The sequence below is a fragment of the Lactovum odontotermitis genome (assembly GCF_054658595.1).
On the sequence record NZ_BAAGGQ010000007.1, the window covers coordinates 1 to 13875 of the forward strand.

Annotated in this window: 10 protein-coding genes; all 10 read left to right on the forward strand. The window is 37.6% G+C overall.

Annotated features, from left to right (window positions below):
- The first annotated feature begins 154 nt into the window (after positions 1 to 154).
- The 10 genes from ACYQ2E_RS05165 (at position 155) to ACYQ2E_RS05210 (ending at position 13874) form a co-directional block, all read left to right on the forward strand.
- Positions 155 to 2707 (forward strand): hypothetical protein, encoded by a 2553-nt coding sequence (locus ACYQ2E_RS05165; protein WP_460017007.1) that lies wholly within the window; start codon positions 155 to 157, stop codon positions 2705 to 2707.
- Positions 2707 to 4806: a hypothetical protein gene (locus ACYQ2E_RS05170; RefSeq protein WP_460017008.1), complete on the forward strand. Its 2100-nt coding sequence runs from the start codon at positions 2707 to 2709 to the stop codon at positions 4804 to 4806. Before ACYQ2E_RS05165 ends, ACYQ2E_RS05170 begins: the two co-directional genes overlap by 1 nt.
- Positions 4790 to 6514, forward strand: coding sequence for a hypothetical protein (locus ACYQ2E_RS05175; RefSeq protein ID WP_460017009.1), 1725 nt, complete (start codon positions 4790 to 4792; stop codon positions 6512 to 6514). The genes ACYQ2E_RS05170 and ACYQ2E_RS05175 overlap by 17 nt, the downstream gene beginning before the upstream one ends.
- A gap of 9 nt (positions 6515 to 6523) precedes the next feature.
- A complete protein-coding gene (locus tag ACYQ2E_RS05180) occupies positions 6524 to 7126 on the forward strand; it encodes a hypothetical protein (protein ID WP_460017010.1) in 603 nt (200 codons plus the stop codon).
- The gene (locus ACYQ2E_RS05185) at positions 7123 to 8457 is read left to right on the forward strand and encodes a DUF2971 domain-containing protein (protein WP_460017011.1); all 1335 of its coding nucleotides are present in this window, start codon (positions 7123 to 7125) and stop codon (positions 8455 to 8457) included. The genes ACYQ2E_RS05180 and ACYQ2E_RS05185 overlap by 4 nt, the downstream gene beginning before the upstream one ends.
- A 186-nt stretch (positions 8458 to 8643) precedes the next feature.
- Complete coding sequence (locus ACYQ2E_RS05190; protein ID WP_460017012.1) at positions 8644 to 9834, forward strand: ATP-binding protein; 1191 nt, start codon at positions 8644 to 8646, stop codon at positions 9832 to 9834.
- Between the two features lie 516 nt (positions 9835 to 10350).
- A complete protein-coding gene (locus ACYQ2E_RS05195) occupies positions 10351 to 10971 on the forward strand; it encodes an NAD-dependent epimerase/dehydratase family protein (RefSeq protein ID WP_460017013.1) in 621 nt (206 codons plus the stop codon).
- A 24-nt stretch (positions 10972 to 10995) separates the two neighbouring features.
- The gene (locus tag ACYQ2E_RS05200) at positions 10996 to 12285 is read left to right on the forward strand and encodes an ABC transporter ATP-binding protein (protein ID WP_460017014.1); all 1290 of its coding nucleotides are present in this window, start codon (positions 10996 to 10998) and stop codon (positions 12283 to 12285) included.
- A complete protein-coding gene (locus tag ACYQ2E_RS05205; protein WP_460017015.1) occupies positions 12278 to 13078 on the forward strand; it encodes an ABC transporter permease in 801 nt (266 codons plus the stop codon). The genes ACYQ2E_RS05200 and ACYQ2E_RS05205 overlap by 8 nt, the downstream gene beginning before the upstream one ends.
- Positions 13068 to 13874, forward strand: a complete 807-nt coding sequence (locus tag ACYQ2E_RS05210; RefSeq protein WP_460017016.1) for an ABC transporter permease — start codon at positions 13068 to 13070, stop codon at positions 13872 to 13874. Before ACYQ2E_RS05205 ends, ACYQ2E_RS05210 begins: the two co-directional genes overlap by 11 nt.
- Position 13875 lies beyond the last annotated feature (1 nt).

Sequence of the window (13875 nt, forward strand, 5' to 3'; positions counted from 1 at the left end):
TCACAAGGGTATTCTATTTTTTGTACTGGAAGCATACCTACTTTTCAATTTAAAGAAGTTTATCCCAAGTTTTTTCCAGGGGGGAGAAGATGAAAAAAATTGTTAATTTGAATCCTTATAAACTTTGAAAACACAACGAAAGAGAGAGTATTTCATGACAAGCCAAGAGTATGAAGAAAAATTAAGACAAGGGGGAAATATATTTTCATTTCCCATTGAGGATTGTTCTATTTTTTTCCCGATTGCAATTAAATTATTTTCCCTTGTTATAATTGATACTCGAAAGTTTGTCCTCCATATTACAATAACTGAATCGGCTGAAATTTCAATTTTACAACATCTAGCAGTTTTTTTGGCTTTCTCCTCCTATAATTCTAGGTATATGGGTGCAGAGGAGTTTGTTGATGAAGTTATTTTTGAAACAGATATTGATGCTGAAAAATCCGAAAAGATGTACTACAAAATTTCTCAATTTTTATATTTGATATCTATCAACTCAGCATTTCAAAAAGTTAAATTGATATTTTTGTCACCCTCAAAAAATCAAAGACTTATACATCAAGATGATTATGAGCAGGTGGGCTTCGGAGATACAGGCTTGCCACTTGTTCCATTTGACTCTGATGTGTATTGTTTCTTTCAGCAAAACATCAAAGTATTCATTGAATCAGGTGACATTAGTAAACATGGTGTTAGTCAATATGCGCTTCAACGTAGAAAGGTCATCCGGAGAATTTGTCAAAAATTTGACGGAGATTTTAAGAAACGTAAAACTTTGACAAGAAAAAGAATAGATGAGCTGGGAAAGTTAAATGTAATATCCTACCTCCTGTTCAGTGCAGCTTTTTTCAGTATTTATAATAGTCAGGACGGAGCTCGTACTGGCGGGAGCAGAAAAAGTATTCTTGAAGACGAATCAAAGTTTATTTCTTTATATGAAAACTGCCTGTCCTACTCGTTAGGCATTGTACAGCTACTGGAAAATTCCATCCGCTATACTCATGGAGGGTTTATAACTCTACGAGTTTTAAAAAGAGGGAATTCAGAAGGGAAAAAAGGCGAACCTGGATTAGGTAAATATCTTGAAAATGAAAAAGATGTTGACACTGATTTTCTTTTTCTATCAATTTGTGATGTTGCTAAAGCTCCTTATCATGATATTATGGGAGTATTTCAGGATAATTTAAAGGATAGACTTCATGAAAAACCGCCTTTAGACCCTGAGACAGACCCTGAGACAGACCCTGAGACGAAAGCCCGTATTGAGGAATTACTAGAAACCCCCATATCAATTAATGAACTTTTTTATCCTACGAAGGATTCAAAAGTGTTAAAATACTTAGAATCTCCAGATAGTATAGGCTATCATTATGGACTCCAGATTTTCGCTTCCTCTGTTGAAGGAGTGAAAGGGAATTTTTTGGTATCCAGTGCTGACCCTAAACCTGGCGAAGAGCCAAAAAAGTTTAATTTAGCAGACAAAGAAAAAAGTGAAGAATTTGAATATAAGAAAACGGATAAATTAATTCCGGATTATTATTGTGGGACAAGCTATGAAATTTTACTACCTGTAAGTACTGTAACTAAGAAAATAAAATCCACTGGAAGAGCGGAAGTTCCTAAAAACTTATCCTTTGAAGCACTTCCTGAGACAAGTCCAATTTCAATGGATAATAGCATTGATGAGGAGTTATATAAAGAGGCTACAACTATTAGCAGGAAATTAGATGAATCTCCCTCTAATCATGAACTAATAAAAATATTTAATCTAAAAAAAGTTGTGGTCAATAACCTAAAGGAAGAAATATTAAAAGAGTCTTTAAGGATTGAGAATACGAATTCTCTTGCACCAATACTTATAAAATTCAATATATCTAATAATACCAATGATTTTGTCGCTGCTAATCTTACAAATGAAATCATGGCAAAAGTCGTTTTTTCCTTGTTAGCAGATAAGAAATTTAAATTCAGGAATATTGTACTAGATGACTTTAACAGTAATGAAGAAATAGTCAATTTCGTTCGTTATTACGCCCAGTTTTATGATAGGACTGGACATAATGGCAGCCATGCTGCCAGCTCTCAGATAATGCTCGTTAGTAAAATGGGGTTTGTTCTTCTGTCTGGAAGATACATTGGAAAAGCCATGTATGATTACTCTGTATTTACAGGGGGAGGATTTGTAGATGATATTCTTCGATTAAGTTTAGAGAAAATCGGAATTCGTACGACAAACGATTCTTTAGATGAATTAGACGAAAATGAAACTTCATTCGGAGAAAAAAATAATCCTCATTGCTTTGATAATGTTGAAGTGCCAATATCGGAAGATGGAAATAAAAAGATTGAGAAGTGGAAGTACGATTTAAAGAATGTGTCGGAAACCGAATTCTCTGATTCAGAGAAGGTTGGTACAAAGATAAATAATTGTGTGACACACATGCAAGTTAGTAATTTGCATATGAATACGTTCTTTCAAGTGGACCATATCCTGACTAATGCTTATTGGTCTGAAATGTTTGGCTTCTGGTTTGCTCAACAGATAGAAAATAAAATAGAAGATAAAACAAATAAAATTGTTTTATGTGGCTATGAGCATCTATCAGAAGCAATGCTTCTTTCGACTAAAAAATATTTGAAGAAAAAGGCATTGAGTGCGAATGTATTGTTTACGATGCGGGTTATCATTCTACAGCGTATGAACTGATGCAGCCCAGAATACATTGCGTAACAGATAAAGAAAAAACAAAGGAAAGTTTAGAGGACGAAGAAACTCCAGTAGCTTTTCTGATGACAATTTCGACAACGGGTAATTCTTTCATAGAAATGAGAGATTTAATACTTAAAGAGTTTAACTTGAAAAAAGGAAGCGAAGAAATACCTGTAAAATGGCGCATTAAAGATTTTAGGGAAGAAGTAGAGTTTCATTCAAAAATTTTAGGTCTATTTACAATTTTTCAAACCCTTGATAATAAGCCCTATGTTAACAATGTTAAACAAATTCCTTTACAAGAAATAAAGCTGGATTGGAAAGATCCAATAAATTGTGAGTATTGTTATCCCTTAATAGATAAATACGAACGTGCTTTGTACACAACCGATGATAGCTCACTCATTCCTACGATGATGTTGTATCCTTTTTTTGAAGAAAGAGAAGCAAAAGGGACAGTAAAAAACGAAAATTTTGAGCCTCTTGATTTCTTTGAAAAGGACGAAAACGGATATTTTGAGCCTCTTGATTTCTTTGAAAAGGACGAAAACGGATATTTTGAGCCTCTTGATTTCTTTGAAAAGGACGAAAACGGATATATTTATGCAGATAGTCTGCTATATAAACATATCTCTTGGCAGGATTCTCATTATTTATATTACATCCGTACCGAAGAATTATTAAGTGAAATAATTGCGAATGAAAAGTTTGATGAAATATCTTCCAAAATAAAGAATAGACTAGAAGGCAGCGAAAAGAAAGGAGTAGATATTATTGTTGCACCTTCTCACAATGGAAACCAATACTTTCCAGTAGCAGTGAATGCTAAAGTGTTTGATGGGAAGGCGAATATTATCAGCTTTAATGCCAAAAAAACTTTTCGGTCAAATTTTGAAGCAGAGTATGCAAATATTGCTACATTGGTAAAAAATTATCCTAAAGAGAATGTGAATTTCTATTATGTGGACGATCAGATTAATACTGGTGTTACGTTCAGAAGAACTCAATCTTTTCTACGAAATTTATACTTAAAAATAGGGGAGAAAGAATGGCCCGATTTTTCGGGTATCATCACGCTGATTAATAGAAAGTCTAATGCGAGCAATAGAGATTTTATTTCTGATGAGAGAAAAAGATACAGCATTTTTAATTTTAATGCTCCTGCTATAAGAACTTCAGGCGATTCTTGCTTTTTATGTAAACAACGAGTAATGTATCAGAATTTAGAAAAAGTTGCCGCTCTAGATTCTACTGCCGGGTTGATATTTAAGAAAATAGAGAAAAGTCAAGTGCGAGAAGTCTCAGAGTTTATTTCTTGGATGGAACCGGAAACAGGTGCATCGAATGTAACAAAAGAAGATAAACAACGTTATATGCGACGATACGAAGCTGAGAATCTCATATGGGAAACGGTTACGAATTTTTCCACACTATACAAGAGGGATGAGAATAACGGGATAGAATTTTTAAATTGTATTAGCAAAAAGATTTTTAATACGATTAAAGCGACATTGAAGGATAAAGAAAGTAAAGAAAGTAAAGAAAGTAAAGAAAGTAAAGAAAAAATGGAGTATTTGATATCTTTCTTCAAAGTTCTATCTAGACCATTTTTAAGTTACAGACCTTTTATCACAACAGCTGTTATCAATCTCTTAAGACAATTCTGCGATAATATAATAGCTGGCCCTAAAAATGCTACAGAGTTTACAGTTGAATTTTCAAACTTGACATTCTTAGGAGATGATAGAATAGAAGTAGGCAAAAACACTACGCCGATTTCAATTAAATGCTCACTTAAAGATGCTGAATTTCTTAAAAGATTATTGCTTGTGGCTTTGTCCGGGTTGACTACACTTAATTCTACTTATCTCTTGGACACAGAAAGAATCCGCAAAATCTTGAAGTTCTATGATGAAATTATTGACAGTAATAATAAGAAAAAAAAGGAAGAAAGAGAAGCTGAAAAACTGAGTTTTCAAGAAGATATACGTCTTGATATCTTTCAGCTGGTTCATCAGGAAAAATTCGGCAAAAATCGGCGTGAGAAATTTGAAAAGGAGTTGGAAAAAATAATAAATTATGAAGCAAGAAAGTAGTTCGGGCAAAGTTCTCAATGATGAAGAGAATAAGATTTTTACTCTTTTATTTCTTGAAAATTCAGAGTGGGATGAAGAAGATGAAGATGAACAAGCTCAATTTAAAGATTATTTGGATAATTTGTATAATGAGGTAACAAATCCTGATTATGAAAAAAATTCCAATGTCGGCCAAGGTGATAAAGCTACTTGGCTTAAAATCTTTCAAGAAGCCATACCTTATATCGTCGATAAACCTGATGATATTAAAAACAAAGAGGAATATCCATGGGCTATTAGGCCTTTGACTTTTGAGGGGTATTGTGATTCGTTTAAAATAGGTTTTGATATTCATTTTAAAGAGAAGACAAAAAAGACAAAAAAGACAAAAAAGAAAAATTCCCACTTACCTATTAAAAGTGGGCTTAATGAAAATAAGAAAGCATTATGGGGAAAGCTTCGTCTTGAAGAAAAAGCAATAAAAATGTCGGAAGACTACGGTATCACGAGTTTGTCAAAATTCAAAAAACAGCATTATGTTTTCGTCAAATTTAAAGAAAAAAAAGAGGGAACTCAAGACGCTGATAAAAATAGAGGGTTGTATTTACGTTTAGATATAGCTGACCTAAGGAAAGAAGATGATGTTGAGTATTGTAAAACCATTCGTAAAATAATGAGTCAAAGGAACAAAATTTTACAAATATTTACTCATGATTTATCTTCAGGAACCCTAAAACATATTCTTGAGGAAAGAGATGCTCATCGTGCTCTTGCAACTTCAAAAATCGCAGGTCATGGAGAAAATGAACAAACTAGAACAACTTATTACACCGATTGTGAAGAAGCCGAAAAACAAATACTACTACTGAATTCAAATAGGACTTTAGGCGCTCTTTACCAAAAAGAAAGTGAATATTTTGAAAATGAATATAAAGGAAAAACTAGTTTGGAAGAAGCGAAAGAAGTTTCTATTAAATGTGCATCTTTTCCAAGAGATGTTAAGTCGTTATCGTTAGCAAAAGAGGTCTGGAATAAGATTAGCTGCAAACCAAGATTTACGATTGAAGTTAAGTGGAAAAGTGAATCTTCAGGTCAGAGACGCAAAGTAACTCTTACCATCGAAGATGGCAAAGACCCCTTTACCAATAATCATAGGCAGCTGATAAAGTATGTCGATTACCCATCTCCAACGCCAATGCTCTCAGATAAGGCAGAGATTATGCTTGATTTTATCTTTCTGTTGGCATATAACAGTGGTAAACATTTTAAAAATGTAGTTGGAGTGGAAGGTGAAATTGATTTTAATATTAAAAAAGAGGGGCAATTCATAATTTTTAGAAGCAACATGGGTTGCACAGAGTATTGCGAAAAAACGTTCATCAATACTATTAAGTCATTAGTTATTCCGCCTTATGTAAGGGAGGAATATGTAAGAGAGGAAAAAGAATCAGGCAAGAAAGAAGAATCGTCGGAAGAACTTCCAGGAATAACCTTATGGTCCTTATCAAGATATTTTAGTGAATTAAATAGCTCTACAGATAAGAAAGTTATACCGATTGAAAGAGTTAAAGAAGGTTGGAAAGGTGGATATAATTATTTTGAGATTCAAGTTAAGAGGAATACAAACGGAGAGTATGACTTCATCGTAAAGATAAATGCATTTGAGGAGATAAGTCCATTATTACCGCCGATGATAAATCACCTGAAGTTACGAGGAAGTATAAAATGAGGGATAAAAATGTGTAAACAAAAAGAAATAGATAAAATTATATTAATAGATGATTTAAAAGAAACGCCGGCAGAATCCAAAGCAGTAGATGCCTTTTATGATATTTTAGAATATTTTATAGAGTATAGAGGATTTGATGGATATGAAAAGATTAAATTTATTAGGAATATTAAGACGATTCAGCTTATACTGGGAGATGGAAAATATGAATTTAAAGTAGATGATGATGGTATATTTGAACCAAAACTTAACAATGCAAAACCATTGGATGATGGTTATAGTAATGAAAAATATGAGCAGATTTTAAATGATACAATAGAAAAGATTAAGGTAAATGAAAACGGAACATTGTTAATGCTCGATTCTGTATTAGATGATAACAATATTAATGAAAAAAAGGGGAGAGAACGTTCGGAAAGCATGCTAAACCAAGTTTTTGATGACGAAGATGTCAAAAATAAAGTGAAAGTCCTTTTGTATTCTGCTTTTTTTGACAACGAATATAAAAAAGCACTGAAGGAAATATACAAAGATTTGATAATAGTTGACTCTAGTGTTGATAATCCAGAAAATATGGCTTTTCAAATTGTAAAGGGGTTAATAGAATCATGAGTCGATACTCATTAATTGAAGACGTTAACTTTTCTTCAACTTTTGCATGGGTATGTAAGGAATATTGCAAGGATAATGAAAATGTAAATGATGGTGAAGATAGGAAATTTTTACATTATCGTTCCTTAGAGGCGTTTAATTATATTCTCAAAGATGGGAAACTTCGTGCATATGATTTACGTTTTATGAATGACAAAAGTGAATTTGAGTTTGGGATGACGCTGCTAGAAGGAATGAAAATAAGTAAAAGAACTCTTCAAATTAATAAAGCAAGGACTTTTATTCCAATGTGTATCTCATTCTCAGTTGGAGAAGAAAGTATTCCTCAGTGGGAAATGTATGCTAAAGAAGCAGGAATTAATCTGCAATTTGATTTTAGTAGCCTTAAGGAAAATGGTGAAGTTTTTATTGGACAAGAAAGTAACCGCGAAAATTATTATATCAATACAGGACTCAAAGAGCCTATACCTGTTACCTATATTGAAAATCGTAGAAGTATGAAACTAGATAAATTCAAAGTAATCTTGGAAAAAAAAGAGATTCCAAACGGAGTAGCGAAATGGACAGTGGCTGTGCCGATGATTTTAGCGCCACTAATAAAAAGTAAAGATTTTGAATTTGAACACGAAGCACGCTTTGTAACTTTGGCTTATAGTGAAAAAGGAGATAAAGCGGGAAACGGCACTAAAATTTTTTCTGATTTCAATGGAACATATTTGCGTTCTTATGTTAACTTATGTTTTTGTAAAAAGTATAACAAAAAAGAGGGTGAGAGACTTTCTTTTGAAGAAATAGAGGAAGGGCCGTTTCCACCACCTGGTTATCCCAAAAGTAAAAATATCGGCTTACCCATAAAAAAACTTCAGATAGGCCCGGGACGTAATCAGGAAAAGGTATTTGATAGCGTTGTTAGAAGATTAGAGTTTGGAGAAGTCAAAGTTTGCCCTATTTCTTTATTTACTTTTTTGGAGAGGTTGAAAGAGTACATGCAAAATATTTTTGAATTTTCTGGTCTTACAGAGGCTGAGTATGAGATGGAAGCAGAAAGAATAAAAAAAAATCTTTCATCATTTGGAGATGAACAACAAAAAAAGAAATTAATAAATTTTAAAGAGTATGATGAAGTTAAAGGGATATTAAATAAAAAAGAATTACACGAAAACATCATCTCTGTTATTTGCGCCAAAATTAAGCAACAAAACGCGAATATAACTGAGAACGAAGCTAGGGCAGAAGCCGAGGAAAAACTTAAAGAATTTGAAAAGACAAATTACTTTTCGTGGTATGGCATCACAGTTTACACTTCAAAAAAAGATTTCTCTTTCGTTTAGCAGACATCTTGCGAACTAATTCTTTAACTCCAGATTGCAAACCATCTTAACAAATAAAATATATTATATCTTTTCATGTTCTTCGTAAATAAATATATTTTATTTTATTTATACTTAAATTTTATTCAAAAAAATATTACACTTTATTTCTATTAAAATATGTTATAATAAAGTAGAGGTGATTTTATGTATAAAAGACAAGCCTACATTGAGCACTTGCTCGCTCATAAAGATAAAGACTATATTAAGGTCGTAACCGGCATTCGTCGTTCTGGAAAGTCAACCATTTTACTGCAATATCAGGATGAGCTGAAAAAACAAGGAATATCTGAAAAGCAAATCATCCAAAAGAATTTTGACGATTTAGAAAATGAGGAATTTCTGGACTATCGGCTGTTGTACAAGAAGCTGCTGGAGGAAACACCGGCTAAAAACGAAAGATATTACATCTTTTTAGATGAAATTCAAATGGTTTCGCATTTTGAAAAAGTTCTGGCAAGTCTGCAGCTCAAGAAGAATATTGATATTTATATCACAGGCTCAAATGCTTATCTGTTATCAGGTGATTTAGCAACCTTGTTATCTGGGCGCTTTGTCGAAATTCTAGTATTGCCGTTTTCCTTTAATGAATACTATGACTATCTCGGCGGCGATAAAAATCAGGCTTTTCAGAACTACCTTGAAAATGGAGGTTTTCCTTATGCCGCTTCGATTTCAGACAAACGAACTTTCGACGATTACATCCAAGGCGTCTTAAATACTGTGTTGGTTAAAGATGTGATGAATCGCAAGAAGTTCACGGATTCTTTAATTTTAGAAAGCATTGCAAAATTTATTTTCTCAAATGTGGGGAGTCTAACAACAATTAAAGGGATTTCAAACGCACTTATTTCTGCAAATCGGAAAACGACAGCACCAACCGTTGAGAATTATCTTTCAGGGTTAATGGATGCTTTAATTATCTATAAAGTGGACCGTTTTAACATTTCAGGCAAAAAATATTTGCACTTGAATTCTAAATATTATTTAGCCGATTTGTCGCTGAAAAATGCCTATTTAGGGAAAAAGCGCCCAAATCGCGGCCATGATTTAGAAAATATTGTCTATATTGAACTCGTTCGCCGCGGCTATAATATCTATGTGGGGGACACAAAAGCTGGGGAAGTTGATTTTGTTGCAGTGAAAGAAGGGGTGACAACCTACTATCAGGTCTCATCAACTGTAAAGGATGAGAATACCTACCAGCGGGAAATTTCAAGTCTTCAAGCGATATCAGATAATTACCGGAAAATACTTTTAACTGAGGATTTAGGAAATTACAATGACAATGGGATAGAACAAATCAATCTTATTGATTGGCTGATTACAGAGATTTGAGTGACGTTTGCCGCTTGGGAAGTCGCTAAAATTCTACCACTTGCCAAACTCAAAAAAAATGCTATAATAAAAAAGGTTCTGCAAGTCTAGCAGAAGCATTGACCGCTTGAGAATGTAATTGAGTTCAAGGCGCCAGAAGCGTAGAAATTAGATGAATTGAGAACCTGCCCTACGGCCAGAACCTCAATTCCCTTAATTTCTACGCTTCTAAGCGGGCGCCTTTCACATCTTGAGCCGAGGCCATACGGACAGCCGGGTCAACTGCCGAATTGGAAAATATTTTTTCCCTATTGATGGTGCGAACATGTTTCTCTCGTTCTCACTGGGGCGTCCGCCCCACCCAAGAAAACACTTGCGAGTGATCAATAAGAGTAGTAAAAGTAATCGTTACTATATAGACTCTGAGCCGATGTACAAAAAAATAGTTTTTGTGTATTTTTGCGATTGATGATGAACTTCGGGTGTTTCCGGAGTTTTTTATGTTAATTGATGTGCTGGAGGGAGGCGGCTGGTCTTATGAAAATTGTGATTTTTGGCGGTTCCGGTTTTGTTGGTGAGGGGCTTGTTCAGCGCTTCGGGCTTGATAAGGCGAATGAAATTTTTGTGATTTCCCGTCAGCGGCAGAATAAGTACAAATCGCTTGAAAATGTCCAGTGGATTAAATCTGATTTGATGAAGGATACGCTTTGGCAGTCTGTGACGCGGCAGGCTGACTGGGTCATTGACTGTATCGGAATTTTACTTGAGAAAAAAGGTCAGACCTATCAGAATTCAAGTGTGGCGCCGGCAAAGCAAATTATTCATTTTCTGGCTTCTTTGCCTGCTGAAACTCGCCCGAAATTTCTCTTTGTTTCTACGAAGAAAATGCCTTGGTTCTTTAATGGTTATCTGCAGGCGAAGTTTCAGGTTGAGGCTGAAATGCGGCGCGATTTACCTGACTCAAGTATTGCTGTCTTTCCAAGCCTGATTTATGATAAATCAAGAAAATGGAAGTTACTGCAGGCAGATGTACTTAAATTTTTGAAAATGTTTAGACTTATGAGTGACTATCAGCCTCAAACCCGAGAATTCGTTGCAGATGAAGTCATCAAGATTACACTGGGAAAATCTTCTATTTTAAGCCAGAGAAATTATTAATGAATTGTTCCAAAGGAGATAGAAATGACGGCACAGATTGAATTTAAAAATGTGACAAAGATATTTGCGGATGCGACGGAGCCGGTGTTGAAAGACATCAGCTTTGAGCTGGAAGAGGGCAAGTTCTACACGCTGCTGGGCGCCTCAGGCTCCGGCAAATCAACCATTCTGAATATTCTAGCAGGTCTGCTGGATGCGACTTCCGGCGATATTCTGCTGGACGGCAAGCGAATCAATGATGTACCGACGAATAAGCGCGACATTCACACGATTTTCCAGTCTTATGCTCTATTTCCGAATATGAATGTGTTTGATAATGTGGCTTTTGCGCTGAAAATCAAGAATGTAGACAAATCCGAGATTGCGGCGCGTGTTACCGAAGCCCTGAAAATGGTGCAGCTCAAAGGCTACGAAAAGCGCTCGATTAAAAAGCTTTCCGGCGGTCAAAAGCAGCGTGTGGCCATTGCCCGGGCGATTATTGACCGGCCGAAGGTCCTGCTGCTGGATGAATCTTTGTCAGCGCTTGATATGAAGCTGCGCAAGGACATGCAGTATGAGCTGCGCGAGCTCCAGCAGTCGCTGGGCATTACCTTTATTTTTGTGACGCATGACCAGGAAGAGGCGCTGGCCATGTCGGACTGGATTTTCATCATGAAGGACGGCGAGATTGTCCAGTCGGGCACGCCGACGGATATTTACGATGAGCCGATTAACCGTTTTGTGGCGGACTTTATCGGCGAGTCCAATATTTTGAGCGGGACGATGATTAAGGATTATCTGGTCGAGTTTAACGGGCAGCAGTTTGAAGCGGTCGACGGCGGCATGCGGAAAAATGAGCCGATTGAGGTCGTGATTCGCCCGGAAGATATCTGGTTTACTTTGCCTGATGAAGGAAAGTTCAATGTTAAGGTCGATTCGCAGCTTTTCCGCGGCGTTCATTATGAAATCTGCGCCTATGACGCTTTCGGCAATGAATGGGTGATTCACTCGACACACAAGGCCATTGTAGGTGAAAAAGTCGGGCTTGATTTTGAGCCGGAAGCCATTCATATCATGCGTTTGAACGAGACGGAAGAAGACTTTGACGCCCGTATCGAGGAGTTCGCCGAGGAAGAGGAACGCGGCGAGGGTCTTGCCAAGGCCGTGGTTGAGGAAGAAGCTGAAGAAGCTGCCGCCGCGCAGGAAGCCGCTGCCGGAATTCTCCAGGAGGCGCTGAAAGCTGAGGGCGACACCATTGAAGTTCTGCAGGAGCTTCTGGTAGAGGACGATTCCGAGGAGCCCAAGGAAAATGGCGAGGAGGATGTAGATGACTAAAAAAGCCTACTCCATTCCCTACCTTTTCTGGATTGGCCTCTTCGTGATTATCCCGCTGCTGATGCTCTTTTATCAGAGTTTCTTCGGCATTGACGGCATTTTCACGCTGGACAACTACAAGACCTACTTCACCAGCCGCACCTACCTGCTGATGACCTGGAACTCCATCGTCTACGCGCTCATAATCACTGTCGCGACGCTTCTCATCAGCTATCCGACGGCCTATGTGCTGACCAAGCTGAAGATGAAGCAGTTCTGGCTGATGCTGATTGTGCTGCCGACCTGGATTAATCTGCTGCTGAAAGCCTATGCTTTCATCGGGATTTTCGGCAAATACGGCTCGGTCGACAATTTCCTGAGCTTCATCGGACTGGGACGGCCGCAGATGCTCTTTACGGACGCCAGTTTCATCTTCGTGGCAGCTTACATCTCGATTCCCTTCATGATTCTGCCGATATTTAATGCACTCGATGAGCTGGACGAGGATTTGGTCAATGCCAGTTCAGATTTAGGCGCCACACGCCTGCAGACCTTTACCAAAATCATTCTTCCATTGTCGATGAACGGTGTCAGAGCTGGAGTTCAGGCAGTTTTTATTCCCTCGCTCAGCCTTTTCATGCTCACGCGCCTGATTGGCGGAAATAAAGTGATTACTTTGGGTACCGCTGTTGAAGAGCATTTCCTCATCACGCAGAACTGGGGCATGGGCTCAACCATTGCCATTGTGCTGATTGCGGCTATGTTCCTCATCATGTTCCTGACAAAAGAAAGGACGGGCAAAGATGAAACATAAAAATAGACATCCTGTCGGAAAAATTTACCTTTTTATCATCCTCGTCCTGCTCTATGCGCCGATTTTCTACCTGATTTTCTACAGCTTCAACAAGGGCGGGACAATGAACGGCTTCACCGGCTTTACCTGGCAGAATTACCAGGATTTGTTTGACGACCAGCGCCTCCTGCTGATTGTGGCGGAAACTTTCTTTCTGGCCTTTCTGAGCTCGCTTCTGGCAACTGTCATCGGCACAATCGGCGCGATTTACCTGTCAGCGCAGAAGCGCAAGTACCGTGAGCGTCTGCTGAGCCTGAACAATGTGCTGATGGTCTCGCCGGACGTTGTCATCGGCGCCAGCTTCCTGATTCTCTTCACAGCCATCGGCATGTCGCTGGGCTTTGCGTCGGTCCTGCTGGCCCACATTGCCTTCTCGATTCCTATCGTGGTGCTGATGGTGCTGCCGCTCTATCAGGAGATGGACAAATCGCTGCTGGATGCGGCCAGTGACCTTGGGGCAACGCCTGTGCAGACGATGCGCTCGATTGTGCTGCCATACCTGACGCCAGGCATCATTGCCGGCTTCTTCATGGCCTTTACCTATTCGCTGGACGACTTCGCAGTGACCTTCTTTGTGACGGGCAATGACTTCACGACCCTGTCGGTGGAAATCTATTCACGCGCCCGTGCCGGTATTTCCTTAGAAATCAATGCTCTGTCTACCATTGTCTTTCTCTTCTCGATTTTACTCGTGGCTGGTTATTACTTCATCATGCGCGACAATGAGACCGCAGGAAAATCTGCAAATCTAGCTTAAA

Excerpts from the sequence above, each read along its gene's own strand:
- ACYQ2E_RS05165 (WP_460017007.1), top strand. The coding sequence starts at position 155 with ATGACAAGCCAAGAGTATGAAGAAAAATTAAGACAAGGGGGAAATATA.
- ACYQ2E_RS05170 (WP_460017008.1), top strand. The coding sequence starts at position 2,707 with ATGCAGCCCAGAATACATTGCGTAACAGATAAAGAAAAAACAAAGGAA.
- ACYQ2E_RS05175 (WP_460017009.1), top strand. The coding sequence starts at position 4,790 with ATGAAGCAAGAAAGTAGTTCGGGCAAAGTTCTCAATGATGAAGAGAAT.
- ACYQ2E_RS05180 (WP_460017010.1), top strand. The coding sequence starts at position 6,524 with ATGTGTAAACAAAAAGAAATAGATAAAATTATATTAATAGATGATTTA.
- ACYQ2E_RS05185 (WP_460017011.1), top strand. The coding sequence starts at position 7,123 with ATGAGTCGATACTCATTAATTGAAGACGTTAACTTTTCTTCAACTTTT.
- ACYQ2E_RS05190 (WP_460017012.1), top strand. The coding sequence starts at position 8,644 with ATGTATAAAAGACAAGCCTACATTGAGCACTTGCTCGCTCATAAAGAT.
- ACYQ2E_RS05195 (WP_460017013.1), top strand. The coding sequence starts at position 10,351 with ATGAAAATTGTGATTTTTGGCGGTTCCGGTTTTGTTGGTGAGGGGCTT.
- ACYQ2E_RS05200 (WP_460017014.1), top strand. The coding sequence starts at position 10,996 with ATGACGGCACAGATTGAATTTAAAAATGTGACAAAGATATTTGCGGAT.
- ACYQ2E_RS05205 (WP_460017015.1), top strand. The coding sequence starts at position 12,278 with ATGACTAAAAAAGCCTACTCCATTCCCTACCTTTTCTGGATTGGCCTC.
- ACYQ2E_RS05210 (WP_460017016.1), top strand. The coding sequence starts at position 13,068 with ATGAAACATAAAAATAGACATCCTGTCGGAAAAATTTACCTTTTTATC.